We start from the raw sequence: 26,739 nt of genomic DNA, 5'->3' as shown, positions 1-26,739 counted from the left end.
ATGTCAATATTACATAAAGCTTTAGCGAGTATAGGGATTGGATCTGCAACCGTTGAAACAAAATTGGAGAGTTCAGTTTATACGGGTGGAGACACTATCCAAGGTGAGGTACAAATAAGTGGAGGGAACGTAGAACAACAAATTGATACTATCTATTTGACCCTTTACACAACGTATAAGGGTGAAATTAATGACACAGAGTTTATGAAAAAAGCTGTTATTGAAAAAGTTCAAGTCACAAAACCTTTAACGATTCAAGCAGATGAAGAAAAAAACATTCCATTTTCATTTACATTACCGATTGATACACCTGTGACAATCGGAAGGTCACAAGTTTGGATTAAAACAAATGTAGATATTCCAAATGCTATTGATCCAAAAGATGAAGATTATATTGAGGTACAACCTTCTGCTTTGGTGGCAGACATACTAGAAGAGATTTCAAATCTCGGCTTCAGACTCCGCGAAGTTGAATGTGAGCAAGCCCCTTATCACTTACAATCTCACTATCCTTTTGTACAGGAATTTGAGTTCATCCCAACAAGCGGTAGTTTCCGTGGAAGACTAGATGAAATCGAAATTATTTTCACCTCTCAAACTCCCGACTGTGTGGAAGGAATGTTGCAAGTAGATCGTAAAGCGCGCGGCTTAGGTGGGGTGTTAGCTGAAGCATTTGAATTCGATGAATCTCATGTTAAATTTTCAGTAAACCAGTCAGATATTCCAAATCTTCATGGAACACTACACCAATTAATTTCTAAATTCGCGTAATTTATAACTTTGCTTTCATTTTTTCCTAATCGACACACCTGTTATTAAATAATATGATTCTTTTAAAAATAAGATGAGAGTTAACCATAATATTATTAGGTTAACCCTCATTTTTTCATATACAGATTCGAAATAATCAGCATAAAAATTTACTGGTGTCTTGAGGTAAGAATCTTATTGCCTGTTAATATAGGATAAAATCCATCTTGTATGCTTTTTAGCTGAACAAAATGGATTTTGTCGCTTCATCCTAAAAGCCTAGCAAATACGAGGTAGCATGACACCCGATAAACGATGCAATGCTCTTTTTACCCCAAGAGGCGTTTCGATTAACAATTGACCCTTTGATGTATCTGTTACTTTTCCGATACATTCAGCATCTTGTCCTTCTGGCAACTGACGAATGGCTTCTAGTACTTTATCTCCATCATCATGTGCCACGACAATAATTGCTTTTCCTTCATTCGCCAAATAGAGCGGATCGTAGCCTAGAAGATCACAAGCACCACGTACTCCATCTTTAATCGGGATCGCATTTTCTTCTAATGTAATCGTTACACCAAAATCCTCTGCGATTTCAACAAGTGTCGTTGTTAGACCACCCCTCGTTGGATCACGCATAATACGTACTTGTTTCGAAACAGCGGTAGCCTTTTCAAGCATTGTATTTAATGCCGCACAGTCACTTTCCACAGCACTTTTTATGCCTAAATCTCCTCTAGATGTCAGTATCGCAATTCCATGATCTCCTAATGTTCCTGAGATAATCACATCATCACCAACTTCAAAAGAAGGAACTGTTTCTGTTTCTTTCGTCAATACGCCGATCCCTGTTGTATTGATAAACAAACCATCGCAACCACCGCGTTCTACTACCTTTGTATCGCCTGCAACGAGTAACACGCCTGCCTTTTTCGCTTCGTCTGCCATATCTTGTACAATCGTTTTTAAATCTTTTAATGCAAAACCTTCTTCAATGACAAAACCACAAGTTAAATACAAAGGTTTTGCTCCACTTACGGCTAAATCATTGACTGTTCCTGATATGGCAAGTTTTCCAATCGAACCGCCTGGGAAGAATAGTGGTTTTACAACAAAAGAATCCGTTGTGACAGCTATTTTACCTTGTTGCACTGGAATAATGGCCGCATCAAATTTAGATTCTTCGTTGTTCCCAAAGGCTTTCACAAAAACATCTTGTATTAACTGATGGGTCAATTCACCACCATCGCCATGTGCCAAATTAATCGTTTGTGACATTTAGCCAAGCCCCCTCATAAATAGATAGGCTGCTGAACAGCTACCTTCATCTGATACCATGCAAGGACCAATCGGTTTGCGAGGTGTACACGCTTTACCAAATAAAGGACATTCCTCTGGATCGATTTTCCCAACAATAATCTCACCACAACGGCATTTTGTTTTTCTTGGTTCTTGTTGTTTAATATTAAACTTGAGTTTTGCATTGAATTGACGATACGCCGGTTTAATATCCAAACCGCTTTTAGCGATCGTACCTATACCACGCCACGCCTCGTCGCATTCTTCAAAATATCGAGCCATTAGATTGCGAGCGGCACTATTTCCCTTTTTTGTCACAACAGATGGATAATCGTTTATAATCTTTGCTTCCCCATCATAGGCTAACTGTACAAGCTTTTGAACACTACTTAGCAGTTCAGCTGGTTCAAAGCCGGCAATCACTCCAGAGATATGATAATCATCCACTAAAAAGCTATAGTTTTCTTCCCCTAAAACGATGGATACATGTCCTGGCAAAAGAAAACCATCTAAAGCTACTTCTCCTGATTGTAGTAAATATTCTAATACTGGACGAACGAGCTTTGTGGTCATCCAAATGGAGAAGTTTGTTAACTGTTTTTTTTCTGCTTCTTGCATCAATAAAGCCAAAATAGGGATAGTGGTTTCAAATCCGATGCCAAGGAAAATAATTTCCTGTTCAGGATTGTCTTCCGCAATTTTAATGGCATCAGTTGGTGCATATAATACGCGCACATCTTTTCCTTTTGTTCTTTCTTCCATCAAGGAATATTTCGAACCTGGTACACGCATCATATCCCCAAACGTACAAATAATCCGATTTTCTCCTTGTGATAATTCAATCATCGAATCAATGGAGCGCTGATCTGTTACGCAAACAGGACAGCCAGGCCCAGAGATAAGGCGTACATATTCTTTCAATGCTTGTTTAATACCTGATTTTGCTAATGCATGTGTGTGTGAACCGCATACTTCCATAAAAACAGGTTTTCTATGAAAACGTTGTTTGAACATTTCTGCTTTCTCCATGACCAGTTCTAGCATGGGTTTAATAATTTCCGGATTAGAAGATTGGTTCAGAATTTCGCGCATCAACCATCTTCCTCCATTCAACAACACTTTCTTTTGCATATTGTTCGTTGATAATCGAAATAGCCTGTCCTGCATGGACGATCACATAATCACCAAGTTCAACTTCTGGTACAAAAATAATCCCTACATTTGTTTGTGATCCCATTACATCTACTACAGCACTATATTCATGTTTTTCAATTATTTTTGCTGGTACTCCTACACACATGGTTTTTCCTCCCTTTTTGCTGCTGCAACCATTAATTGTCCATATGATAAGCCACCATCATTGCATGGAATATGCTTATGACTATAAACTTCAAATCCTGCTGCTGTTAAGCATGCCGTCAATCGTTCTTTTAAATAACGATTATGGCAGCTACCACCTGATAAAACGATCTTTTTACTATATTGTGGGAAATTGTCCCGCAAACGGTTCATCCCTTCAACTAAAGCCTGTACAATCGTTTCATGGAAGGCTGTACTCATTTTTTCTACTGTTTTCCCGTTACGAACATCTTGCACTATTTCAAGTAGCATTCTACTAAAATCAAATACTAATTTTTGTTGATTCTCTTGAATTTCATAGTGATAAGATCCTATTTGTTGATCAAACTGAGCTAGTTCTGACAGACGAATGGCTGCTTCACCGTCATAAGTAGATTTTTCACAAATACCGATCATGCTGCTTACGGCGTCGAACAATCTGCCGCAAGTTCCTGCATAAACTGTGTTCAATCCCTTTTCAATCATTGCACGAAAAACAGGTATTGCTTCTTTATGCGAAGGAAAAAGCTGCTCGCATAGTTTAAATCCTTCATCACCTAATAATGTTAAAAGCATACCACAAGCATTGCGCCATGGTTCACGAATACAGACCTCACCACCTGGTAAAGCTGTATATTTTAAATGGGCCAAGCGCTGAAACTGCCTGCAATCCCCATAAAATATTTCAAATCCCCATAAGTTCCCGTCCAAACCATAACCTGTTCCATCCAAAATGATGGCAAATGTCTGTTCTTCCATGTCATTATCTGCCATACAAGCCGCCATATGTGCATGATGATGTTGAACTTCCATTACTTCATCAAACGAAAACTCTTTTGCTAATTCACGCGTTTGATAGTTTGGATGATAATCAACAACGCCTATTCGTTGATGTGGTTGAATCCATTTCAACAAATGCTGCAATTCTTTTCTATAGTGATGAATCGTAGAAAGGTTATCCAAATCACCAATATGTGGACCTATAAAAATTTGATGATTTCTCCCTAAAGCAAACGTTGTTTTTTGTTGTCCGCCAAATGCTACAATGCCATCCATATTCATCTTGCTATATAAGGCATCTGGTACATAGCCACGAGATTTTCTGAAAAAATCCGTTTTACCTTGAACGATTTGAACAACAGAGTCATCAACAGGATGTAATATTTCACGATCATGCAGCAAATAAAAATCAGCTATTTCTCCTATATACGGATGACAGTCTTCGTTTTTATACACAATTGGCAAACCGGAAACATTGGCGCTTGTCATGACAAGTGTCTTCTTGCCTGCTTCTTTTAACAAAAGATAATGTAAAGGAGAATAAGGAAGCATAACCCCGATTGTCTTCATATCGGGCGCCACTTTTTCGGCTAAATGATATTCCTTTCGTTTTTGTAAAACAACGATGGGGGCTTCTGCACTTCTCAACAATTCTTCTTCTTTAGATGAAACTTTTGCAAAACGCTTTACATCTTCAATTGAAAAACTCATGACAGCCAATGGACGATGAGGACGATTTTTTCGCCTTCTCAATAAAGAAACTGCTTGATCATTATGGGCATCGCAACATAAATGAAAGCCGCCAATACCTTTCACCGCCATGATTTTACCTTCAATAAGCAATTTTCCGGTCATCTCTAATGCTTCGTCACGTTCCGCTACAATGTTGCCATCATGACTTATTAATGTGACGTGTGGACCACATTCTGGGCAAGCGATTGGCTGTGCATGATGTCTCCGGTCTAACGGATTATGATATTCCTGCTCACAATTTGGGCATAGTTCAAAATCAGACATGGATGTATAGGGACGGTCATAAGGAAGTTCATCAATAATCGTATAACGGGGACCACATTGCGTACATGTAGTAAAAGGATAATGGTAACGATGATTATAAGGATCATTTATTTCTGCCAAACATTCATCGCATACACCAGCATCCACAGGAATAACAAGCTGAGATGTACCTTCCCGTCTACTTTTAATAATCGAAAATTCCTTATATCCGATAAACGCTTCTCTTTGTATCGTCATTTGATCAATTCTAGCTAATCTTGGTGTTTTCTCTCTTACACTTTGTAAAAAAAGTTGAACATCAGTTGCTTTTCCTTCGATAAATGCTTCTACACCATCCATATTATTTTGCACTGTACCTTTTAAGCCGTATTGTTGTGCAAGTTGAAAAACAAAAGGACGGAATCCTACTCCTTGAACTCTTCCAACAATCGAAACTTTTACTGTTTCAAGCATGCTTGATAGGCCTCGTCAATCCAAGAATACCAGCTATCCATACCTTCCTGTGTTTTTGCTGACAATGGTAGTAGCGTGGATTCAGGGTTAATACCTTTTAAGTCTTCTTTTGCCGTTTCCACATCGAAATCTAAATATGGCAGTAGATCTACCTTATTTAAAAGAACCAATTCCGTACGCATAAACATTTGTGGGTATTTTGGAATCTTATCATTTCCTTCTGGCACGCTTAAAACAGCTACTTTATGATTTTGACCAAGATCATATCCAGATGGACATACCAAATTCCCAACATTTTCGATAAAGAGTATATCTATTTCTTCAAAATCGAACTCAGGCAGTGTGGCAACAACCATTCGTGCATCAAGATGACAGCCGCCATGGGTATTGATTTGTACTGCTTTTGCTCCTAGTTGACGAATACGATCCGCATCTTTTTCAGTAGCCAAATCTCCTTCAATAACACCAATGCGATATTGCTTGGATAGTTTTTTGATGGTTTCTTCTAATAAAGTCGTTTTTCCTGCACCTGGTGAACTCATTACATTAATAACAAGTGTTTTCGTCTTATGAAATAAGTCTCTATTATAATCCGCAGCTACATTATTATTGGTTAATACATTCGTATTTAATTTTACTTCCAAATTCATTACTCCCCTTCATAGGATAAAACTTGAAATGTTTCACCTGAGATTAATTTGCCAGATGGCATATGACACGATGGGCAGATAGAAATTTTGAAATCCGGTTTGTAAACTGTCTTACAAAAAATACATTCTGATATGGCTTCTTCAAATTGAATATGAAGACTAGCATCTTTTGTAAACAGTTGTGCATTCTGTTCTTTATATATTTCAAATGCCATTGTCAATGCATCTGGCATAGCATTGCTCAACTCACCGACGATCAAATCAATTCTACTAAATTGTTTAATCCCTTTACTCTCTGCATCTTTCATAATAATGTCCAGTATATCTCCCATAAGGGCCATTTCATGCATTTCATCACCTATTTCAAACAGACTTTCTTTTTCTTAAGCCAACATAATAACCGTCTTCAGCTCTTTTTAGAGGAAACTCCTGCAAGCCGTTTTTTTCATGGCTTGCAAGAGAATATTCCTTTTCGCAATACATGCATTTGCATGTTGAATCAATTTGAACTATCGTTAATAAGTTTTTACAAGAAGGACAAAGCCCGTCATAAGCATATAATTTTTTATTGTCATGAACGAGTATGATCGTTTGGCGATCAATATACTTTTCTTCGATTTTATTGGTTTCGCTCACCCGATTTGCCACATGCCACCATTGCAATTGGGACAATACATCAAGTGAGTGATTCCATTTCTCAATCTTATCCTCCATAATTGGAGCACAAGCATATTGAACCGTTTCAACAAGACTTTTCTTTATTTCTTTCAGAAATTCTAATCGATTCATATGATTTCATTCTTCCATTTGTTGATTTGTTTCTCGACTAATTGCACAAGAGCTGGTAATTGAGACTGATTGGTTGTCGTAAGACCAACACCAAGTTCTAAGGAAGTGGGCTGCATGCCAATCATCATAACATGCTTTGGATAACGTTCCCTCAATTTCGCAGCGAGGAGAACTTCTTGAAATCCCAATTGATGGATAGACATTTTAACCCCATAATAGGTGGGAATCTCCTCGCCTTGTAATTGAATAATATGCCCTCCCTCTTTACCAGCATTGATCGCATCAAGGACCATTAAATAATCCGTATCTTCCACCACACCTAGAAGACTCATGCCATCTGTCGCACCATATACCAATTCTACCTGATCATCACTACCATACAACTCTTCCAATGGAGATAAAGCATATACGCCTAACCCTTCATCTGTATACAACGTATTTCCTATACCTAATATTGTAATTTTCTTACATATAGTATTTGTCATTTTTTTCTCCTGGCATGCTTTCATCCTTTATGTCTTCAATGGAATCTTTTGATTCTGTTTTATATCCCGTAAAAATCGAACTCATTGTACCATTCTTTGATAAATAATCTTCACGGATGGATAAATAGATATGCGCAACAACAAAGGCCATAAATGCCCATGCGACTAGATGATGCCATGATCGAATGTCAAAACTATCACCAAATATCACTGGTACCCATTGAAATAGTTTGCCTAAGAAAGATTCTGGTTGTGGCTCTGTATATAGGTAATATCCCGTAAGAATCATAATGATAGAACCGACACCGATAACAACCCAATAACTTAATTGTGCTAATGGATTATGTCCAACAAAATGTGGCTTTTTATTTTTTAAAAACAAGTAAAACTTGACGCTTTCCCATGTATCCTTCCAGAAAATTTTGCGAAATAGATTAGACGATGCATACTTATTGCCAGCAAATGTCCAATATAATCGAACCAGTAAATTCGCTGTAAAGATGAAAGCAGAAAAGAAATGGATATATCTAACCCATCCCATGATAAACCCTGATGCTTCTCCTTGTATCATTGAATCAAAAAATGGATTTCCAATATAAATTCCTGTAATCATAAGAGCAAAAATAGCTGCGGCATTCACCCAGTGAAATATTCTTACTGGTAATTCCCACACATAAATTTTTACAGTTTCATTATTTACTTTTTCTATTTTTGGAGGGTATTCGTTTTTAAAGGCCGACTCGCTACTTTCGTCTAAATGATATGGATTTGCCATATGTCACTCCTCCTATCCAATACGAATTTCTGTTTGCGTATCCGATTCTAAATCTGTTAAGTGAACCGCACATGCTAAACAAGGGTCAAATGAATGGATGATCCGAATAATTTCTAGCGGTTGTTTTTTGTCAGCAACAGGCGTACCTTTTAAAGATGCTTCATACGCACCAATATTTCCCTTTTTATCTCTTGGTGATGCATTCCAAGTAGTTGGAACAACCGCTTGATAATCTTTTGTTTTACCGTCTTCAATAACGATCCAATGTCCTAACGCGCCACGTGGTGCTTCGATCCAGCCGACACCTTTAGCACTTTTTTTCCATGTTTCAGGCTCCCATTTTGATGCGTTAAAAGTGACTTGGTTGCCATTTTTGATATTCGCTAATAATTGATCCATATCTTCACGCATCCATTTTGCGATTAAAACAGATTCTAATCCTCTTGCAATAGTTCTTCCTAATGCAGATTGCAAAGCAGACAAAGGTATTTTTAATTTTGCAAGTGTGTCATCCACAAGTGTTTTAACATCTTTACGACCCAATGCATAGCTAATCATGATTCGTGCAAGCGGACCTGTTTCCATTGGTTGTCCTTTATATCGTGGTGATTTGATCCAGCTATATGCTTGATCTGTATCTAAATGTTTATAAGGCGCTTCAGGACCTGTATAATGTAGGTTGGTTTCTCCATCAAATGGATGTAAGCCTCCATCCTGCGTTTTACCCTTATATTCGTACCATGAATGATCGATAAATTCTTGAACTTGTGTTGGATCTTTTAAGTCGATATCATGGACCTTACTTAAATCACCATTCAGAATAACACCGCGTGGCATACGGTAACTATCGATATCATAATGATCTTTTGGTGCAAAATCACCGTAGCTCAAATAATTGTTAAGACCACCACCATATGTCCAATCCTTATAGTAAGAACCGATAGCTAATAAGTCTGGGATATACACCTGATTGATAAATGTATTGGCTTGGTCAATCAATTGTGAAATATGTCCAAGTCTTTCCGCATGAATCCCATTATCACTGTTGATATCTAGAGGTGTTGCCATCCCACCAACTACATAATGGGGATGTGGATTTTTCCCTCCAAGAATCGTTTGAACCTTCACGATCTCTTTTTGCCAATCAAGTGCTTCTAAATAATGGGCAACCGCCATTAGATTAACTTCTGCAGGAAGTTTATATGCCTCATGTCCCCAATAACCATTGGCAAAAATACCAAGTTGGCCACTATCTACTAGTTTCTTAACTTTATTTTGAACTTCTTTAAAGTAACCTGGAGAAGAGTTTGACCAATCTGAAATAGATTGAGCAATTTTGGAAGTCTCTTTAGGATCCGCATCTAATGCACTCACTACATCTACCCAGTCTAGAGCATGCAAGTGATAAAAATGTACAACATGGTCATGAAGAAATACTGCAGCATTCATAATGTTACGAATTAAATGAGCGTTTTCTGGAATTTTAATATCTAGAGCATCTTCAACTGAACGAATGGATGCTAAAGCATGTGTAGACGTACATACACCACAAATTCGTTGCACAAAAGCCCATACATCACGAGGATCACGTTCTTTCACAATTACTTCAATTCCCCTAACAGCTGTCCCTGAACTGAAGGCATCTTTAATAACACCACGATCGTCAATATCAGCTTCAACACGTAAATGACCTTCGATTCTAGTGACTGGATCAACTACAATACGTTCTGTCATTATTCTTCACCTCGGATTTTTTCATCATGCTTTTTCTTTGCGACAGTCGCAGCCCCATGAATAGCAACACCCGCTGCCGTAGCACCTAATACTGCAACTCCGACCTTGTCAGGATTAATCGTTATTTGCGTTCCTGGTACTTTTGCACGTCTTGTGAAGAATGGTCCATTATCCCAGAAATTGCTTTCTGAACATCCGATACATGGATTTCCTGATTGGATTGGATAACTTGTGCCACCATTCCAACGCATTTCTGCACATGAATTGTACGTTGTAGGTCCTTTACAACCTACTTTATATAAACAATATCCTTGTTTCGCCCCTTCATCATCAAACGATTCTACAAATAGACCGGCATCAAAATAGGCACGTCGATTACATTTATCATGTATACGATGGCGATAAAATGCTTTGGGTCTTCCAGCTACATCTAACTCTGGTATTTCCCCAAATGTGATAATATGGGCAATTACCCCTGTCATTACTTCGGCAATTGGTGGACAACCGGGAACCAAAATAACGGGCGTATTTTTCACAAGTTTTGTAATTGGTTTTGCTTTAGTTGGGTTTGGATAGGCTGCAGGAATTCCTCCCCAAGATGCGCAGCTGCCATAAGAAATGACGGCTTTAGCATTTTCTGCTGCACGGATAAATGTATCCTTGGCACTTTTACCACCAACCATTAAATAGCCCGCATTGTCAGGAACACTTCCTTCAACTGCTAAAATATATTCACCTTTATACTTTTTAATAACAGTTTCTAGATTAGATTCTACTTGTACACCTGAAGCTGCTGATAATACTTCTGTATATTCAAGTGAAATCATGTCAAATATAACACTTTCTATTTTAGGATGAGTAGATCTGATAAATGACTCTGAACATCCTGTGCAATCCTGCAGTTGTAACCATAATACTGGCACCCGTTTTTTCGTTTCCATTGCTTCTACAACATTGTCTGTTTGACTAAAATCAAGCCCCATCGTTGCAGCTAATGCCGTACACATTTTTAAAAAATCTCGTCTGGAAATTCCTTGATCTAGCGCCGATTCATAAATTGTCTTCTGTTTCTTCATTTTATCGAAGCCTCCCTTATTCAAAAAGCGCTTACAAATTAAAGCAAAATTTCAAATCATTTTATATGAAAGAGCTGGTATGCCAAAAACTACTATTGGTATTTTCACTACAATGCCCGTATTTATAGTGACAAAACACTAGATTAAGTGAAACGGCACATTATGGAATCCTCTACATTCCCCATTGTGTTAGTTAAATACCAAGATTTTTCCAGTAGTTGATCTTCCCACTTATCCTGTTTTATTACTTAAAGTGTGGGCCCACGGGTTTCAATCCCCCTTAAAGCAAGGGTTTTATGCCTATTTTCGTTGAACACCAATATTCAAATTTAACAACACCAACATTCATTTTCATAGTAGCAAAATATCGCAATACTTACTGTGACTTTTGTTACACCTTGTCTACTTGATACGAGCTCACCTTAGTATGGAAGAGGGTTTGCGATTTATCCCACTTGCTTTTTATGGCCAAATAACCAAAATTAAGATATTTTAATCATTTCTCCTGTTTGTGTAGAAACGACAATACTGTTAATATACTAACAGGCGTGTTGATTATCCCATTTAATCCATAAAAATAGGGAGAGTCATTGATTTCCGCTCCGACTTGCTCGCTTTCCTGCGGGCGAATGCTGAGGGCAACAGGATGTTGGTCACGGAGTCGTTGCCACAGGACGTGGCGCCCTTAGACTCCGTTCCTTAATCGCTACGCTGCGGGGTCTCATCTATTCGCTTTTCCCGCTGGAGTCGAGCAAGCCTCCGCTCCAATCTATATAAATGGTCCTAAAAATACAGGGTTTTTCAAAAATCACGCCAAATAGACGCTCCTAATTTTTGTCAAATCAACACATGTGATATACTAACTGTTTAGTAATGATGTTGACTTTCTATCCAATTCAATTTACAAATGAAATTTCTACTGAAATAGAGAACTCAGGTTAAAAGCGCCACGTCCTGTGGTAACACCTGAGGGACCAACATCTTGTCGGCCCGAACCAATCGGGCGTATGCGGCAGTTGATCCTCCATCTATCTTTCTCGTTTCTCTCTAAAGGTAGGGGTCTTACTGCCCGTTAAAGCGAGATAAAGTTTATTTTTGGTTTGATGACGCTTTGCTTTATTTAAAAACGTTAACAAAATGGACATATTGTTTAATTTATAACTTTGGTAGAATAATATATGAATTTAGAACATTTACCTAATTAGCTTCTTTCAATAGGCTATCAGACTTGTCGAAAAGACATAAGTTGGAATATATACAATCGATATAATCCATATCTTATACCTTTCCAACATTAGTGAGGGGGGTAACTCCTTGGAAAATCAAGAAATGAACTTACTTGAACATCTAGATGAATTAAGAAGACGACTTATTATTACAGCTGTTGCTTTTCTAATCTTTCTTAGCGCTTCTTTCTTTTTCGTAAAGGATCTTTATCTGTATTTCACAAGATATTTAGATACCAAATTACTTGCGTTAGGGCCAAGCGATATTATTTGGATTTATTTCACGATTGCCTGCATTGTCGCGATTGCTTTAACCATTCCTGTTTTAGCATTAGAAATTTGGTTATTTGTGAAGCCAGCGTTAAAGAAACACGAACAAAAAATAGCTTTATCCTATATTCCAGCTTTGTTCCTTTTATTCATAGGAGGTTTAGCATTTGGATATTTTGTGATTTTTCCACTTGTGATGAGATTTTTGGTGAATCTTGGAGAAGGGGTAATGGATATTTCCTTTACGGCAGATCGGTATTTTAAATTTATCATTAATATTTCTTTGCCTTTTGGAGTACTTTTCGAACTGCCAATTGTTATGATGTTCCTAACGTCATTAGGAATTATAAACCCTTATGTGATGGCTAAAGTTCGAAAGTATGCTTATTTTGTTTTGATCGTTATTGCGGTTGTCATTACACCACCAGAATTTATGTCTGATTTTGTTGTATCCATTCCTTTGTTACTTTTATATGAAATTAGTATTTCATTATCTAAAATCGTCTATAAGCGCAAGCAAAAGAAAGCAGCATCAACTGAAGATGTATCATAAAGCGAACTTTCGCTCAATGGGGATTTTCTTCATCTCCCGCTGAGTGTTAGCTGAACCAATCGGGCTTTTACAGACAGTATATCTCTTTACTTATCCTCCTACTATTACTTGGATCTAGATATGGGGATCTCTCCTACTGCCTGTTCATGCGGGATAAAATTATAACTTTAGGAGGTTTTTAATATGTTTTCAAATATAGGGATACCTGGATTAATTATTATTCTCGTACTAGCTTTAATTATATTTGGCCCTAAGAAGCTCCCTGAAATTGGTAGAGCAGTTGGTCAAACATTAAATGAGTTTAAAAAATCGGCAAAAGAGCTGACAGATGATACAGTAGATGAAATCGATCAAGTGAAAAAAGAAGTGAAAGAGGAAAAAGAAAATATCAAAGAAATTGTCAAAAAATAAGTTGTATTTATAAACATTTTGCTTTCGTAAAACCTTAACCTATTTACCAAGTATATTGATGAAGAATAATTAAAAAGACAAATTCCCTATCTTTTGGAATTTGTCTTTTTTGTATTTAAAAAATCTTTATTCTGAAATAACTTCAATTGGAATATGCTTAAAGCTTGTCACATCAAATAAACCTGTATCCGTTAATTTAATACTAGGTATAACTGGTAATGCAATAAATGACAAGGTTAAAAATAGGTGGAATTTCAGTTCCGGATTTAATCGTAATAGAGCTTTATGTAAGTCATGTAACTTTTCTGCTGCTATTTCAGCTTTTAAATCTGTCATTAGACCTGCAATCGGAAGAGGTAAAGCGCTTAGTACTTTACCATCAGCTACTATAACATAACCCCCTTGCATTTTTTGAAGTTCAGCAAGCGCCAACAAGATATCGGCATCATTTGTTCCGCACACAAGTGCATTATGGGAATCATGTGCAACCGTTGTCGCAACTGCTCCCTTTTTTAAACCAAATCCATGTACAATACCAAGTCCTATATTCCCTAAATGATGATGGCGTTCAATGACAGCAAGCTTTAAATAGTCATCTTCTACAGAAGGAACAAATACACCATTTTCAACTTCAACCTTCGCCACTTTTTTATGAGTAATGAGCTGATTTGGCTCAATTTCAATAATGTTGGCAAGGTTCCCATTCTGAAAAGGGATGGCTAAATCTTGCAAGGATAGTTTTGGAATATGGACGGATTCTAAAATCAATGATGGGACTTTGATAGAATCGTTACGAGTTGTACATATTTCCCCATTCTCAGCAACCTTTTTACCATTTTTCCAAACAGCTTGCGGTTTACATGTGGTTAAATCCGCTAGCAAGAGAAAGTCGGCAACATAGCCTTCAGCAAGAGCCCCTTTTTGATACAATCGATAACATTCTGCTGCATTTAATGTTGCTAGTTGAATCGCTTGAAGCGGTTCCATTCCCTCTTCAATTGCTAAAGATATAGAGTGATTAATACTGCCTTCGTCTATTAGCTCGTCCAAATGTTTATCATCTGTACAGAATAAAAAACGTCTCGCATTTGAAGAATTGACTGCCGGCAAAACATCCCGCAAGTTCTTAGCAGCAGAGCCTTCGCGAATCAGCACATACATTCCCTGTTGAATCCTTGTAGCCGCTTCTTCCGCAGTAACGCATTCATGATCTGTTTGAATGCCAGCAACACGATATCCACGAATTTGAGAAGCGTCTAAACCGGCTCCATGACCATCTACGATATTTCTTGTCGTTTCTGTTTGAATGATTTTTTGCAACATATCTTTTTGACCGTTCAAGACTGCTGGAAAATCCATAACCTCTGCTAATCCCAGAACATTTGGATGTGATAAAAATGGTTTTAAGTCCTGTGCGTTCAATGTTGCTCCTGCATTTTCAAAAGAAGTGGCAGGTACACTGGATGGTAGCATCACATAAATATCCATTTCCGCACTTTGTGCATCTTCCAACATATATTGAATACCTGCTGCCCCTGCCACATTAGCAATCTCATGTGGATCTGTAATAACTGTCGTAATCCCATGTGGCAATAAGATTTTACTAAATTCAGAGGGTGGCAGCATAGAAGATTCGATATGAATATGCCCATCTATTAAACCAGGAATGACATAACCTCCATTTGCATCTTCCTCATATGTCGCTTCAAAAATCCCTTCATCATCTATGGCTACAATTATTCCGTCTGTTACAACAATATCCGCTTTTTTCCATTGAAGATTAAAAACATCTGCAACTTGTGCATTACGCAAAATGAAGTCGGCTTTCCTCTTCTGTTGAGAACTTAAAATTCTTTCTTGTGTTCTTTCAATTTTATCATTCATTCCGTTGTCCCCTCCATATACTTTTTAATGTTATACCACAAACGTCCAACTTTTACCAAAATAATTTTATCTGAAATTGAACAACTAATTTCCATAGCAATGTTAGATATTGACGGTATTTTTTAATTATTTCACTATATATTACACACCCATGAAATATCCGATCATAAATAAAACAAAAACAATGAATTCATTGATGATCAAATATTGTCTCTTATTTTCAGCTCTAAAATTGAACTCCCTATAAAAACGATATATCAGAATAATGATTGGTATGAGAAAAACAAATAAGACATGAATAACCCCCAAGTAATAGATGGACCCCGTTAAAATGACTATGCCTCCTCCAACTATGCTACGGTCTATCCATTGATGCTTTTTATCTACGTATTTAGGTGTCCTTTTAATAATCGGAAATTTATCTTTGATAATAAGCCCTACTAGAAAAGAAATAAGGAAAATAGGTGCATAAAAATTCAATAAACCAAATAGAGAATTTGGAAAACTAGAGGCGGCTTTAATCGTTTGTAATTTCTCTGTAGCAGCACCTTCAATTTTATACCATTTATCATTTTTCATATCTTTTATATAGAGTAGCTTCTTGTTTGTATCTATAAATATTATTTTTAAAAATAATGTTCCTTTCAAATGACTTTTGTGATCAGTGTAATTTACTTGTACATCTCTAATTATCGTGAAAAGTGGTTGTATGTTCTGTTTCTGTATTGGTTTAGCAGTTAATAGTAAATCCTTCAACTCTGTATTCACACCTTGAAATGGATCTACTTTTTTTTCCATACCAAAATAAAAATTTGCATCATCTCTAGGAAAATAATTTAATGAATGCGAGCTAGAAACATTTATCGTTTGTATATAGCGATGATTTCCTTGAAGGCTAGAAATCATATCTTCCCCTCTACTCAATTGAACTGTAGTTGTAGGAGATTGTGAAATCAAAAAGAATAAACAACACACGAAACCAAACATGACTACTGTAATCATTGGCCGCCATAGTTTCGTCCTTCTTAAAGAATTTTTATCTTCTTCTATTCTGTTTAAAAGTAATTGCAAACTTTCTTTCTTTTGTTTTGAATCACGCTTGATCAATGAAAGCTCATGGAATAGTGCATCTAATTCCTTCTTCATCGCTTACTCATCCTCCTTTTCCTTCATTATTTTCTTTAATGATTGAATAGCACGTGTCGTATTATTTTTTACTTTTGCTTCTGTGCAACCTAGTACCATGGCCGTTTCCTTGATCGATAGTCCTTCTATTTTTCTTAATATCAGCACTTCTCTGTATGCTAATTTTAAATGAGTGATCGCTTTATAAAGGGTAATGAGTTCCTCCCCTTTTTCAAAGATTTCGTTCGGTAATAATTGATCATCTTGCCACACATCATTCGATACGAATGGGACAAATTGGATCATTCTTTTTCTACGATAATGATCATAAACTAAATTTCTTGCAATTTTTCTGAGCCAAGTATAAAGGGTGGACTGACCTGCAAATGTATCAAGTCGTTTGTATGCTCGAAAAAATACTTCTTGTGTTAAATCTTCCGCCAATTCTTTATTGTTAACGAGAAAAAATATGTATTGATAAATGGTATCGCTATGTTGTTCATATAATTGTTCGAACAGTTTATATCGCATGAAAATCCTCCTTTCACAGCTATAGACGAACGAAAGTAGAAAAAGAATCAACTAATCCTTGAATCCATCCTAATACATACTACAATTTTCTATATCATTTATTTTTTAGAATTTTTATTATTATAATACTCTATTAAGAGGAAAGAAGGATGCAAATGATTGAGCTAAAGTATTTTGAACAATCAGACATGGAACAGTTGATCAATTGGATTCCATCAGCAGATTTTACATTACAATGGTCAGGTCCTACATTCCGGTATCCATTAACCATTCAGCAATTAGAAAATTATCTAAAAAACGCAAATAGAATGGATTCTGACACATACATTTACAAAGCCATCGATCAAGAATCCAACCAAGTGATCGGACATATTTCTTTGGGCAAGATCGACAGAGTCAACCAATCGGCAAGGATTGGAAAAGTATTAGTTGGCTCTACAGAAGTTCGAGGAAAAGGAATCGGGACTGAAATGGTTAAAGCTGTTCTAGCCATTGCCTTCGAAGAACTAAAATTACATAAAGTGACATTGGGCGTATTTGATTTTAATACTCCAGCTATTCATTGTTATGAAAAGGTGGGATTCGTGAAGGAAGGGATGCTAAGAGATGCACGAAAAAACGGAGATAATTATTGGAATTTAATCGAAATGGGCATTTTAGAAGATGAATGGCGGCGTATTTATTCATAGTTGTTCTTGAAATTCTGTGTTATTTTTGCCACGCCAAAAGTCCAATGACAAGATCATCATTGGACTTTTGGAAGATATTAAGCACCTGTACTTTCCACATAATTCTTTCTTAAATGCACTTTTTGAATTTTTCCAGATGCTGTTTTTGGTAATTCTTTTATAAATGTAACACCTGTAATGGCTTTAAAATGAGCCAGCTTGGAGCGAGAAAAATCGATGATATCTTGCTCTGTTAATGTTGCATTTTCGCGCAATACAACGTAGGCATGAGGTGTTTCTCCCCATTTTTCGTGTGGGATAGCAATGACAGCTGCTTCAAGAATATCAGGATGATCATAAAGTACCCCTTCTACTTCAATAGAGGAGATATTTTCCCCACCGCTTATAATAATATCTTTCTTTCGATCCGTTATGGCTACGTATCCTTTGTCATCAATATGCCCTACATCCCCTGTGTGCAACCAACCGTCTTTTATGGTGTTGATAGTCGCTTGTTCATTTTTCCAATACCCTTTCATCACCCCATTACCTCGCACAATAACTTCTCCAACCGTCGCCCCATCATGTGGCACTTCATCGCCAAATTCATCTACCACTTTCACTTTTGTTCCAATCATGGGTGTGCCAGCCTTTGCTTTTAGTTGATATTTTTCTTGATCAGTTAAATCTTTATATTGTGGAAGAATACGAGAGACGGTACTTAGTGGGGATGATTCTGTCATACCATAAACTTGTATAAACTCCCAACCAATCTCTTTTTCTACCTTTTCAACAAATGCAACTGGAGGCGCAGATCCTGCGATGACCACGCGAAGTTTATCTGATAACGTAGGATGATGTTCTTCATAATATTGAATCAGCGAATTCAATACCGTTGGCGCCATATGAACAACTGAAACATTGTGCTTTGCCATCGCATGAAAAATTGCCTCTGGTGTTGCCTTTCGTAAGAAGACTTGAGATGAACCATTTGCTGTATAATAAAATGGCGACCCCCAACCGTTTACATGAAACATCGGTAAAACATGTAAAAGTGTATCTTCATCTGTTACCCGTAAATGATGCATCGATGAAAGTGCATGCAGATAGTTGTTTCGATGTGTTAACATAACACCTTTTGGATCACCTGTTGTACCACTTGTATAAAGTAAACTGGCTACATCATTTTCATCCAATTCTACACGATTAAACTTACCATCATCAAATACAGCAAGCCATTCGTCATAACCTAGTTCTGAAGTTTCTTCATCTTTATAGTGAACAATAATTTGTTGAACCGTTTCCAGTTTTTCTTTAATCGGAACAATCAAGTGATAAAAATCTTGATCAACAAGTAAAATCTTAGATTCACTATGATTTAATATAAATAAATAATCGTCAGGTTTTAAACGAATATTTAACGGCACCATAATGGCACCTAATTGATAAATACCATAAAAACCTTCATACATCTCAACTGTATTGGAAGCTAAATAGGCTACTTTATCCCCTTTTTTCACCCCAAAGGATTGTAGCCCACGAGATAACTGATTGACACGTTTATTTATATGAGCGTATGTAAACGCTCTCTTTTCATCAAAAAGTGCTTCCTTATCCCCGTATAATTCCACTGCTCTGTCTAAAAAATCGGTTAATACTAATGGTACATTCATCCCTTATACACCCCTTTGTAAAATGGAATTAAATACATTTTACAATATCCAGTTATTTTTGTCATTTAAAAGATATAAATAGATTAAAAGAGAATATTTTATTTTTCACCAATGATTAATACCTAAACATTCAATTGAAACAAGATTATATTATCAGGCGTGTTGATTATCCAATTTTCTCCATGAAGATAGGGAGAATTCGTTGATTTCCGCTACGGCTTGCTTCGCTACGCTCGTGCAGGGTCTCAACTGTCTCGCTTTTCCCGCGGGACATTGAATGGACTTCCTGAATCCACACCGCACGAAGGAAATGCGCATGCATTTTCGAGGACTCGAGCAAGCCGCAGCGAAGATCTACATAAATGGAACGAAAAATACATGTTTTTTTAAGAATTATATCAAAAATATTCCCTAATTTCTGCCTAATCAACACGCCTGTTATATTATAAAAATATACATAAAAAGAGGAGCAACTCAAACCCCTCTTTGAAAACTCTAAAAAACGGAAAATTATAGTTTTTTAAGCAAAATATCGATAATAAATATTCTTCGCTTCCGCTACATCATTTGTACCATGAATCAATACACGCCCATCCGCAAAGAGAACAAGTTTATATTGATCAATTTGGCAATGAAGTAAATACGGATTACAATGAATATTTTGAACATGTGGAGCAAGATATTTCTCATATTGTTTCACGTCAATAGCTTGATACTTTGCTGGACGAATTTGGACCGTATTGCGACCGCAGAGGACCGCTACCTTTGAAAGCGAATAGTTGGATAAATAGGGATACGTCGGGTTTGCTCCACAGGTTTGACATGTATCCTGTTTCAATAAATTCACATTGATTTTACTGAACTCATTTTTCCATGAATCAAATGATACTAATTCATTTCGAAGAGCGTCCCAATCTTCTACCAATATTTTTAATGCTTCTGTCACCTGATAAGATACCACTTGTGCGACAGTTGGTGCAATAATACCCGATGTATCACATGTTGCTCCTCCCAAAGGCAGTGTCTTCATCAAACAGTTCAAACATGGTTTTTGGTGAGGCAAAATCGTATAGGTAATCCCATAGCTCCCCACACATGCTCCATAGATCCATGGGATGTTATGCTTTACGGCGAAATCATTCAGTAAAAAGCGTGTTTCAAAATTATCAGTGGCATCAATGATCAAATCTACATGTTGAAATGCTGAAAGTCCTGATGGTGTTAGATCCTGCACAAATGCTTCGACTTTTACTTCCTGATTGATCGCTTCTAATCTTCGCTTCGCCGCAACAGCCTTTGGCAAATGCTCACGCACGTCTTCCTCACAATATAATTGCTGACGCTGTAAATTCGACCAATCCACATAATCACGATCCACAATCGATATCTTCCCAACACCTGCACGAGCAAGCATCTCGGCATTTCCACTTCCCAATGCTCCTGCTCCAACAATCAGTACATGCTTTTGACAAATTTTTTGCTGTCCTTCATATCCAATTGGCGAAAACAATTCTTGTCTTGAATAGCGACTAGTCAATAACGCTCATTCCTTGTGTTGGACTGCTTGCTTGTGCTCGTGTTTTTTTCTCAATCATACCTGCTTCAAAACCAAGCCTACCTGCACGGATTGCCAATTTCATCGCTTCTGCCATTTGGACAGGATTTTTCGCACCCGATACGGCTGAATTGAGCAATACAGCATCAGCTCCCAACTCAAGGGCAAGTGCTGCATCAGAAGGAGTACCGATTCCTGCATCTACAATAACAGGTACTGTTGCTTGTTCAATGATGATTTGTAAATTGTATGGATTCAAAATTCCTTGACCTGAGCCAATAGGAGAAGCACCAGGCATGATGGCATGCACGCCAAGTTCTTGTAATTTGTGAGCAAGTACTACGTCGTCTGAAATATACGGAAGTACAATAAATCCTTCCGAAAGAAGGATTTCACATGCGCGATACGTTTCAAATGGATCTGGCAATAACGTATCATCACAGCCAATTACTTCAACCTTGATCATATCACAAAGACCAGATGCCCTAGCGAGTTTTGCAATGCGTACAGCTTCCTCAGCTGTTTTAGCTCCCGCTGTATTCGGAAGTAAACGATAGTTTGATAGATCAAGCTTATCTAGCAAATTGGGTTGTGATGGTTCAAAAATATTCATACGACGTACAGCAAATGTTAAAATTTCAGCCTCTGAAACTTCTATCGCACGACTTTGAATATCAAAATCTGAAAACTTTCCTGTTCCAAGTAATAATCTAGATGTAAATGTATATGGTCCAATTTGATACATATTAACCGCCTCCTACAAATGTCACAATTTCGATTGTATCGGTTGACTTTACAACCTGTGAATAATCTTCTTTTTGTAAAATAACTCCATTTTGTTCCACAATCACCATTTTATCTTGGAGTTTTAAATAGATAAGTAATTCCTGAATCGTTCCTACAGTTTCCGGTATTTCTATCGTAGTCCCATTAATAAACATAATTCCCCACCATTTTATTTGCCATGTATTCACCAACAAATGGACTCAACAAAATGCCATTTCGATAATGCCCCGTGGATACAAATAGTCCCTGAATCGTAGGATGTGCTTCCATATATGGTCGCCCCTCATTCGACTCTGGTCGTAAACCTGCCCAAGTACGATCCCAAGTCGCATCCTGTAAAGCAGGAAGGATTGAAAAAGCGCGTTGTAAAATATCTGCTACACTAGATGCCTTCACCTGTTCTTGAAAAGAATGAGGCTCCATCGTCGCGCCTATTACATATTTGCCATAACGTTTTGGAGCGATGTAAAATCGTTTCAAAAATAGCGGAGCCTTTAGTAAAGGACGATTACTTTTTAAGGAAATCACTTCACCTTTTACTGGATACGTACCATAATTTTTATTAAATTGTTTTAGAAATGGCGTACTCCATGCCCCTGTTGTGATACAAACCTGTTTGCAAGGGAAAAAGCCTTCTGTTGTTTGGACACCGGTCACTTTTTCATCCTTTACAACAATTTGTAGGACAGTTGTATATTCGAAGATTTCGGCACTGCTAGCTGCGGCCGCAAGTGCTTGTCCTTTTGTCAATGCTGGAGCTAAAACATGTCCGTCTGTTGGATAATAGACTGCACCTACTATTTCTGAAGAAACATTTGGCTCGACCTTTCTTACTTCTTCTGAGGAAAGTAATACGGCTTCCTCTCCCGCTGCTATTTGCCAAGTACGAATTTCTTTAATTCTTTGCCATTCTTCTTCCGTATGTGCAATCCGATAGATTCCCTTCGCTTCATAGCCAATATCAATTCCCGTTTTTTCACGGATTTTTTCAGCAACTTTTGGGAATAAGGCTCTGCTTTTTCTAGCCATATCATATAAAGGATCATATTCGTCCCATTCAGCTTGAACGCCTAGAAGCCCTGCGGCTGCGTGAGAAGCACCAGAAGCAATCTCGTTTTTTTCAAGAATGGCTACATGTAACCCCTGCTCTGCAAGACAATGTGCGATTGTACTACCGATGACACCGCCACCAATAATGATACTGTCATAACTTTTCATCTTCCCACTCCTCGAGTTTATATGCATATTCTTTTACTTTCTCAACTGGATCAATAGCCTGCCATATCCCCGACATAATGGCGATTCCAGAAGCCCCTGCCGCACAAACTTCCTTCGTATTTTGTGGAGTGATTCCACCAATAGCGATCACAGGCTTTAAAACCTTCTTTGTTAGCTGCTGCAATAATTTTGTACCACGACAAGGTTTTCCTTTTTTACTCGTCGTATCAAAAATATGCCCGTAAAGTAACCAGTCGGCTTTTGTATCAGAGGCCTCTTCAAGGGAGTGAATGGATGCACCAATATGAAGAGCTGGAAATTTATCACTAATAATAGCGACGGGAATACTGCGGTAACCGAGTTGCACATGACTGATACCTGTAGCAAGCGCAACATCAATACGGTCATTCACAACCAGCTTCTCTAACGGAAAACCTTGTTGTTGTATGTTTTGAATACAATCATATAGCTCAGATGCTGTACGATTGGGCTCTCGTATATGCAAATAGCTTAAATATGGTTCTAATTTTGGTGCAAAATGAATCACTTCCTCTAAGGAACGCTCACCATCCGTTATGATATGCAACTCTATTTTTTTATCCAATTCTTTCATCATCCCATTCTTCCATATCGAATCACCCGACGTTGAAATAAAAATAACGATTTATTCACTTCCTTTCGTTGCAATCCCATACAAAAAGCCACCTCTCAAGCTCGAAGAAGTGGCTAAAATTTTGTACGATATAACAAAAGTAGCGCCACTTCCCTTCGCTAGTATTATCTAGATCAGGTCATAAGAGTTGAGTTTTTCTCTCTCAGCATATACATGCACCCCTAGTGGTCAATCCAATATTTAGTTGTTCATAGAATAGAAGATAAAAAACGTCCTTGCTTCCTAAGTTCAGGAAACAAGGACGTGTATATGCGATATCCTAATGCTTCCCTACGCTAGCATAATCTAGATCAGGTAAAAGGATCATGAGCTTACGGCTCTACTCTCAGCTGGCAACACCAGCTCTCCTAGCAATTATTGTATGAAATTACAAGTCAAAGTATAGCACTACCGATTTAATCGTTCAATAGCCTACTTGAAATTTAATAGATGTTGAAGATTGAATAATAGTATCAGTTGTGTTGATTAGGGAAAAATAAGTAATAAATTTAGCATGATTCTAAAAAACATGTATTTTAACTCCATTCATGTAGATCTTCGCTGTGGCTTGCTCGAGTCCTCGAAAATGTATGCACATTTCCTTTGTGCGGTGTGGATTCAGGAAGTCCATTCAATGTCCCGCGGGAAAAGCGAACAGTTGAGATCCCGCAGCGAAGCGAGGAGGCTCAAGCCGCGCCCGCAGGAAAGCGAGCAAGCCATAGCGGAAATCAGCGAATACACTATATTTTGTGGAGAAAACTGGATGATCAACACCCTTGTAAAAGCATATGATAAAAATAGTTTTTAGAATAATCACTAGCAAACTATTTTGGGATGAGTATCTTTTCTTTTGAGTATTTAACATTTTTAATCCATGCAATAATGATTGAAATGATCAACACAAATCCTAAATAACCCATTGCTGGGTAAACAGCACTAACAAGTTGGATAAAGCCGACAAAACTTAAGGCGAATCCAGCTAAACCAATTACCCACACAATCCATTTAAAATGCTTGCTTTCTAACGGTACGATTCGAGCAGTAAATGCATAGAGCATCCCCACAGCTGTATTATAAATCATACCAAGTAAAGCAATGGCCATAATGACACCAATAGCAGGTGACATTTTAGTCGCTAAAAGAAGCATTGGCATATCTGCCCCACCAATTTGATCTATTTTTGTGAAAATTGCGACATTTATAAGCAAAATAAGAATACCTAATCCGACTCCACCTAAAATCCCGCCATGTTTTGCTATTTTTTCACTTTTTTCTACTCCTCCCATAACGGCTAGCATTGATGCTCCTGCTGCAATATTATAAGATACATATAGCAATCCTCCTAAGAACCAATTGGCAGCACCAGAAGTTTGTTTTTTCGCTAACATATCCATGTCAGCAGCACTTAAATCTGTGGTAAAAAGAGAATATATCGCAATAATCACTACTAATAATAAAAGAAAAGGTGTAATCGCACTAATCGCACTAATAATTTTATGAACATTAAACATGAGCGTTAATACTGTAATGATTAGCATAAACAAACTACCATACACGGCTGGAAGACCAAACTGACTTTCAAAAATGGAACCTGCACCTGCTAGCATAACGACTGCAACACCAAATAAGAAAAATGTAATGACAAAATCTACAACAGCTCCAATATATTTACCACAAATTTGATAGACAACTTCTTTATGAGAAGTCGCATGCAAGCGACTCCCTAATGTTGTTAAATTCATGCCTAGAAATGCAAATAGTGCGGTTGCAAGAGCTGTTCCTGCAACTCCCCACCAGCCAAAGCTAGTGAAAAATTGCAAGATTTCTTGACCAGAAGCAAAGCCTGCGCCAACAATGACGCCGATGAATGCCCCTGCCATTTGGATACTTTTCTTCATCGAACCGCCTCTTCATCTGCTAAGTTATATTCCTTTTTATTCACCGTCAATTGATCGATACGTTCAAGGTTTGGTTCATAGCCAATACCTGGTTGATCCGGTACTGTGATATATCCGTCCTTCACGATTACTTCTGGATTGATAATATCACGATCCCAATAATGTTCAGACCCTGCAGTATCCCCTGGCAATATAAAGTTGGAAAGCGTCGTAATTGCCACATTGTGAGCTCGCCCGATACCTGACTCTAGCATGCCGCCACACCACACTGGGATTCCTTTTGACTGACAGTAATCATGGATCTTTTTCGCTTCAGTTAAACCACCAACACGCCCAATCTTAATATTAATAATGCCGCAGCTTCCAAGTTCCACTGCCTTCCGTGCATCTTCTAAGGAATGGATACTCTCATCTAAACAAATAGGTGTTTTGAGCTGTTTTTGTAATGTTGCATGATCGATGATATCATCTGAAGCAAGCGGTTGTTCAATCATCATTAAATGAAATTCATCCAGTTGCTTTAATAATTCAATATCTTTCAACCGATAGGCAGAATTAGCATCAGCCATGAGCGGGACATCTGGGAAACGCTCGCGAATTGCACGGATCACATCAACGTCCCAACCTGGTTTGATCTTTACCTTGATGCGTTTATATCCCTCTTTTACATAACCATCTATTAAAGCCAGTAATTCATCGACGGATTTTTGGATTCCTATGCTGATACCGACTTCAATCTGTTTTTTATCTCCTCCAAGTGCAGAGGCTAACGTTTGATTTGTTCGTTTTGCATATAAATCCCATACAGCACCTTCAAGGGTCGATTTTGCCATATTATTTTTACGGATAGGTGCAAATAATTCATTTATTTCATCTGGATGTCCAATTTCTTTCCCTTTGATTAGTGGAATGAGAAAGTCTTCTAGTATAATCCAGTTCGTTTTATAAGTTTCTTCACTATACCAAGGAGCATCAAAAGCAACGGATTCTCCCCAGCCTATATTTCCTAGTTCATCTGTTACTTCTAATAAAAGGAACTCTTTATTAACAAATGTGCCAAAACTTGTGGTAAAGGGTGCTTTCATCTTCATTTTTAGTTGACGAATTTTGATATTTTGAATTTTCACTTGTAAAATCCTT

General features: G+C 37.5%; 27 protein-coding genes and 2 riboswitches. Of the genes, 5 read left to right on the top strand and 22 right to left on the bottom strand.

The genetic code is table 11. From position 1 onward, the window contains the following. A complete protein-coding gene (locus FEU33_RS06400) occupies positions 1–771 on the top strand; it encodes a sporulation protein (RefSeq protein WP_146548578.1) in 771 nt (256 codons plus the stop codon). 258 nt (positions 772–1,029) lie between these two features. Here the strand turns inward: FEU33_RS06400 and hypE are convergent, their stop codons facing one another. Genes hypE through FEU33_RS06345 form a run of 11 tightly spaced genes read right to left on the bottom strand, consistent with a single transcriptional unit; the run spans position 1,030 to position 11,149 of the window. Continuing rightward, positions 1,030–2,031 (bottom strand): hydrogenase expression/formation protein HypE, encoded by a 1,002-nt coding sequence (gene hypE, locus FEU33_RS06395; RefSeq protein ID WP_146548577.1) that lies wholly within the window; start codon positions 2,029–2,031, stop codon positions 1,030–1,032. After that, positions 2,032–3,144: a hydrogenase formation protein HypD gene (gene hypD / locus FEU33_RS06390; protein ID WP_146548576.1), complete on the bottom strand. Its 1,113-nt coding sequence runs from the start codon at positions 3,142–3,144 to the stop codon at positions 2,032–2,034. It lies immediately after the preceding gene. Then, complete coding sequence (locus FEU33_RS06385; RefSeq protein WP_146548575.1) at positions 3,116–3,352, bottom strand: HypC/HybG/HupF family hydrogenase formation chaperone; 237 nt, start codon at positions 3,350–3,352, stop codon at positions 3,116–3,118. Before FEU33_RS06385 ends, hypD begins: the two co-directional genes overlap by 29 nt. Further along, a complete protein-coding gene (gene hypF, locus FEU33_RS06380) occupies positions 3,343–5,640 on the bottom strand; it encodes a carbamoyltransferase HypF (protein ID WP_146548574.1) in 2,298 nt (765 codons plus the stop codon). Before hypF ends, FEU33_RS06385 begins: the two co-directional genes overlap by 10 nt. After that, positions 5,625–6,290 (bottom strand): hydrogenase nickel incorporation protein HypB, encoded by a 666-nt coding sequence (hypB, locus tag FEU33_RS06375; protein ID WP_376752485.1) that lies wholly within the window; start codon positions 6,288–6,290, stop codon positions 5,625–5,627. Before hypB ends, hypF begins: the two co-directional genes overlap by 16 nt. Next, on the bottom strand, positions 6,290–6,640 hold the full coding sequence (locus FEU33_RS06370) for a hydrogenase maturation nickel metallochaperone HypA/HybF (protein ID WP_146548572.1): 351 nt from the start codon (positions 6,638–6,640) through the stop codon (positions 6,290–6,292). Before FEU33_RS06370 ends, hypB begins: the two co-directional genes overlap by 1 nt. A gap of 13 nt (positions 6,641–6,653) precedes the next feature. Then, positions 6,654–7,079, bottom strand: coding sequence for a hypothetical protein (locus FEU33_RS06365; protein ID WP_146548571.1), 426 nt, complete (start codon positions 7,077–7,079; stop codon positions 6,654–6,656). After that, a complete protein-coding gene (locus FEU33_RS06360; protein WP_146548570.1) occupies positions 7,076–7,564 on the bottom strand; it encodes a HyaD/HybD family hydrogenase maturation endopeptidase in 489 nt (162 codons plus the stop codon). The genes FEU33_RS06365 and FEU33_RS06360 overlap by 4 nt, the downstream gene beginning before the upstream one ends. After that, on the bottom strand, positions 7,545–8,339 hold the full coding sequence (gene cybH, locus FEU33_RS06355; protein WP_146548569.1) for a Ni/Fe-hydrogenase, b-type cytochrome subunit: 795 nt from the start codon (positions 8,337–8,339) through the stop codon (positions 7,545–7,547). Before cybH ends, FEU33_RS06360 begins: the two co-directional genes overlap by 20 nt. A 12-nt stretch (positions 8,340–8,351) precedes the next feature. Next, positions 8,352–10,073, bottom strand: a complete 1,722-nt coding sequence (locus FEU33_RS06350; protein WP_146548568.1) for a nickel-dependent hydrogenase large subunit — start codon at positions 10,071–10,073, stop codon at positions 8,352–8,354. Then, positions 10,073–11,149 (bottom strand): hydrogenase small subunit, encoded by a 1,077-nt coding sequence (locus FEU33_RS06345; RefSeq protein ID WP_146548567.1) that lies wholly within the window; start codon positions 11,147–11,149, stop codon positions 10,073–10,075. The genes FEU33_RS06350 and FEU33_RS06345 overlap by 1 nt, the downstream gene beginning before the upstream one ends. Before the next feature lie 1,314 nt (positions 11,150–12,463). On the opposite strand from FEU33_RS06345, the gene tatC reads away from it, so the two are divergent. Next, the gene (gene tatC / locus FEU33_RS06340; protein WP_146548566.1) at positions 12,464–13,198 is read left to right on the top strand and encodes a twin-arginine translocase subunit TatC; all 735 of its coding nucleotides are present in this window, start codon (positions 12,464–12,466) and stop codon (positions 13,196–13,198) included. Positions 13,199–13,381: 183 nt separating this feature from the next. Continuing rightward, positions 13,382–13,609: a twin-arginine translocase TatA/TatE family subunit gene (tatA, locus tag FEU33_RS06335; protein WP_146548565.1), complete on the top strand. Its 228-nt coding sequence runs from the start codon at positions 13,382–13,384 to the stop codon at positions 13,607–13,609. Between the two features lie 126 nt (positions 13,610–13,735). On the opposite strand, the gene ade is transcribed toward tatA, so the two are convergent. From ade to FEU33_RS06320, 3 genes are all read right to left on the bottom strand, one after another. Beyond that, positions 13,736–15,493, bottom strand: a complete 1,758-nt coding sequence (ade, locus tag FEU33_RS06330) for an adenine deaminase (RefSeq protein WP_146548564.1) — start codon at positions 15,491–15,493, stop codon at positions 13,736–13,738. Positions 15,494–15,634: 141 nt separating this feature from the next. Then, on the bottom strand, positions 15,635–16,639 hold the full coding sequence (locus FEU33_RS06325; protein WP_146548563.1) for a hypothetical protein: 1,005 nt from the start codon (positions 16,637–16,639) through the stop codon (positions 15,635–15,637). 3 nt (positions 16,640–16,642) lie between these two features. Continuing rightward, the gene (locus tag FEU33_RS06320; protein ID WP_146548562.1) at positions 16,643–17,149 is read right to left on the bottom strand and encodes an RNA polymerase sigma factor; all 507 of its coding nucleotides are present in this window, start codon (positions 17,147–17,149) and stop codon (positions 16,643–16,645) included. Positions 17,150–17,304: 155 nt separating this feature from the next. Here FEU33_RS06320 and FEU33_RS06315 point away from each other — a divergent pair, with 155 nt between their 5' ends. Beyond that, entirely contained in the window at positions 17,305–17,838 is a 534-nt protein-coding gene (locus FEU33_RS06315; RefSeq protein WP_146549917.1) for a GNAT family N-acetyltransferase, read from the top strand. A gap of 77 nt (positions 17,839–17,915) precedes the next feature. Here FEU33_RS06315 and FEU33_RS06310 read toward each other — a convergent pair whose 3' ends face one another. The 6 genes from FEU33_RS06310 to FEU33_RS06285 all read right to left on the bottom strand — a co-directional run bounded on the left by FEU33_RS06310 (position 17,916) and on the right by FEU33_RS06285 (position 23,665). Next, positions 17,916–19,490 carry a long-chain-fatty-acid--CoA ligase gene (locus FEU33_RS06310; protein WP_146548561.1) on the bottom strand — a complete coding sequence of 525 codons (1,575 nt, stop codon included), beginning with the start codon at positions 19,488–19,490 and terminating at the stop codon, positions 17,916–17,918. Between the two features lie 520 nt (positions 19,491–20,010). Continuing rightward, complete coding sequence (locus tag FEU33_RS06305; RefSeq protein WP_146548560.1) at positions 20,011–21,027, bottom strand: thiazole biosynthesis adenylyltransferase ThiF; 1,017 nt, start codon at positions 21,025–21,027, stop codon at positions 20,011–20,013. Next, complete coding sequence (locus FEU33_RS06300; protein ID WP_146548559.1) at positions 21,020–21,790, bottom strand: thiazole synthase; 771 nt, start codon at positions 21,788–21,790, stop codon at positions 21,020–21,022. The genes FEU33_RS06305 and FEU33_RS06300 overlap by 8 nt, the downstream gene beginning before the upstream one ends. Before the next feature lies 1 nt (position 21,791). Then, positions 21,792–21,986, bottom strand: a complete 195-nt coding sequence (gene thiS, locus FEU33_RS06295; protein ID WP_146548558.1) for a sulfur carrier protein ThiS — start codon at positions 21,984–21,986, stop codon at positions 21,792–21,794. Further along, positions 21,976–23,049, bottom strand: a complete 1,074-nt coding sequence (thiO, locus tag FEU33_RS06290; RefSeq protein WP_146548557.1) for a glycine oxidase ThiO — start codon at positions 23,047–23,049, stop codon at positions 21,976–21,978. The genes thiS and thiO overlap by 11 nt, the downstream gene beginning before the upstream one ends. After that, positions 23,036–23,665: a thiamine phosphate synthase gene (locus FEU33_RS06285; protein ID WP_244950980.1), complete on the bottom strand. Its 630-nt coding sequence runs from the start codon at positions 23,663–23,665 to the stop codon at positions 23,036–23,038. Before FEU33_RS06285 ends, thiO begins: the two co-directional genes overlap by 14 nt. 130 nt (positions 23,666–23,795) lie before the next feature. Continuing rightward, positions 23,796–23,895, bottom strand: a riboswitch (TPP riboswitch). Between the two features lie 77 nt (positions 23,896–23,972). Beyond that, a riboswitch (TPP riboswitch) is annotated at positions 23,973–24,081 on the bottom strand. Between the two features lie 254 nt (positions 24,082–24,335). Here FEU33_RS06285 and FEU33_RS18720 point away from each other — a divergent pair. Further along, entirely contained in the window at positions 24,336–24,509 is a 174-nt protein-coding gene (locus FEU33_RS18720; RefSeq protein WP_186731334.1) for a hypothetical protein, read from the top strand. Positions 24,510–24,525: 16 nt separating this feature from the next. On the opposite strand, the gene FEU33_RS06280 is transcribed toward FEU33_RS18720, so the two are convergent. Together FEU33_RS06280 and menC are read right to left on the bottom strand one after the other, a co-directional pair. Next, on the bottom strand, positions 24,526–25,599 hold the full coding sequence (locus FEU33_RS06280) for a YkvI family membrane protein (protein WP_146548556.1): 1,074 nt from the start codon (positions 25,597–25,599) through the stop codon (positions 24,526–24,528). Beyond that, on the bottom strand, positions 25,596–26,726 hold the full coding sequence (gene menC / locus FEU33_RS06275; protein ID WP_146548555.1) for an o-succinylbenzoate synthase: 1,131 nt from the start codon (positions 26,724–26,726) through the stop codon (positions 25,596–25,598). Before menC ends, FEU33_RS06280 begins: the two co-directional genes overlap by 4 nt. Positions 26,727–26,739: the final 13 nt, after the last annotated feature.

The organism is Rummeliibacillus suwonensis (assembly GCF_007896435.1).
Lineage (GTDB): Bacteria > Bacillota > Bacilli > Bacillales_A > Planococcaceae > Rummeliibacillus > Rummeliibacillus suwonensis.
This window is presented reverse-complemented; position numbering and strand designations above follow the sequence as displayed.

Bases quoted from the DNA above. Each gene is read 5' to 3' on its own strand.
- FEU33_RS06400 (WP_146548578.1), top strand. From the start codon at position 1: ATGTCAATATTACATAAAGCTTTAGCGAGTATAGGGATTGGATCTGCA.
- hypE (WP_146548577.1), bottom strand. From the start codon at position 2,031: ATGTCACAAACGATTAATTTGGCACATGGCGATGGTGGTGAATTGACC.
- hypD (WP_146548576.1), bottom strand. From the start codon at position 3,144: ATGCGCGAAATTCTGAACCAATCTTCTAATCCGGAAATTATTAAACCC.
- FEU33_RS06385 (WP_146548575.1), bottom strand. From the start codon at position 3,352: ATGTGTGTAGGAGTACCAGCAAAAATAATTGAAAAACATGAATATAGT.
- hypF (WP_146548574.1), bottom strand. From the start codon at position 5,640: ATGCTTGAAACAGTAAAAGTTTCGATTGTTGGAAGAGTTCAAGGAGTA.
- hypB (WP_376752485.1), bottom strand. From the start codon at position 6,290: ATGAATTTGGAAGTAAAATTAAATACGAATGTATTAACCAATAATAAT.
- FEU33_RS06370 (WP_146548572.1), bottom strand. From the start codon at position 6,640: ATGCATGAAATGGCCCTTATGGGAGATATACTGGACATTATTATGAAA.
- FEU33_RS06365 (WP_146548571.1), bottom strand. From the start codon at position 7,079: ATGAATCGATTAGAATTTCTGAAAGAAATAAAGAAAAGTCTTGTTGAA.
- FEU33_RS06360 (WP_146548570.1), bottom strand. From the start codon at position 7,564: ATGACAAATACTATATGTAAGAAAATTACAATATTAGGTATAGGAAAT.
- cybH (WP_146548569.1), bottom strand. From the start codon at position 8,339: ATGGCAAATCCATATCATTTAGACGAAAGTAGCGAGTCGGCCTTTAAA.
- FEU33_RS06350 (WP_146548568.1), bottom strand. From the start codon at position 10,073: ATGACAGAACGTATTGTAGTTGATCCAGTCACTAGAATCGAAGGTCAT.
- FEU33_RS06345 (WP_146548567.1), bottom strand. From the start codon at position 11,149: ATGAAGAAACAGAAGACAATTTATGAATCGGCGCTAGATCAAGGAATT.
- tatA (WP_146548565.1), top strand. From the start codon at position 13,382: ATGTTTTCAAATATAGGGATACCTGGATTAATTATTATTCTCGTACTA.
- ade (WP_146548564.1), bottom strand. From the start codon at position 15,493: ATGAATGATAAAATTGAAAGAACACAAGAAAGAATTTTAAGTTCTCAA.
- FEU33_RS06325 (WP_146548563.1), bottom strand. From the start codon at position 16,639: ATGAAGAAGGAATTAGATGCACTATTCCATGAGCTTTCATTGATCAAG.
- FEU33_RS06320 (WP_146548562.1), bottom strand. From the start codon at position 17,149: ATGCGATATAAACTGTTCGAACAATTATATGAACAACATAGCGATACC.
- FEU33_RS06315 (WP_146549917.1), top strand. From the start codon at position 17,305: ATGATTGAGCTAAAGTATTTTGAACAATCAGACATGGAACAGTTGATC.
- FEU33_RS06310 (WP_146548561.1), bottom strand. From the start codon at position 19,490: ATGAATGTACCATTAGTATTAACCGATTTTTTAGACAGAGCAGTGGAA.
- FEU33_RS06300 (WP_146548559.1), bottom strand. From the start codon at position 21,790: ATGTATCAAATTGGACCATATACATTTACATCTAGATTATTACTTGGA.
- thiS (WP_146548558.1), bottom strand. From the start codon at position 21,986: ATGTTTATTAATGGGACTACGATAGAAATACCGGAAACTGTAGGAACG.
- thiO (WP_146548557.1), bottom strand. From the start codon at position 23,049: ATGAAAAGTTATGACAGTATCATTATTGGTGGCGGTGTCATCGGTAGT.
- FEU33_RS06285 (WP_244950980.1), bottom strand. From the start codon at position 23,665: ATGATGAAAGAATTGGATAAAAAAATAGAGTTGCATATCATAACGGAT.
- FEU33_RS18720 (WP_186731334.1), top strand. From the start codon at position 24,336: ATGTCCCGCGGGAAAAGCGAACAGTTGAGATCCCGCAGCGAAGCGAGG.
- FEU33_RS06280 (WP_146548556.1), bottom strand. From the start codon at position 25,599: ATGAAGAAAAGTATCCAAATGGCAGGGGCATTCATCGGCGTCATTGTT.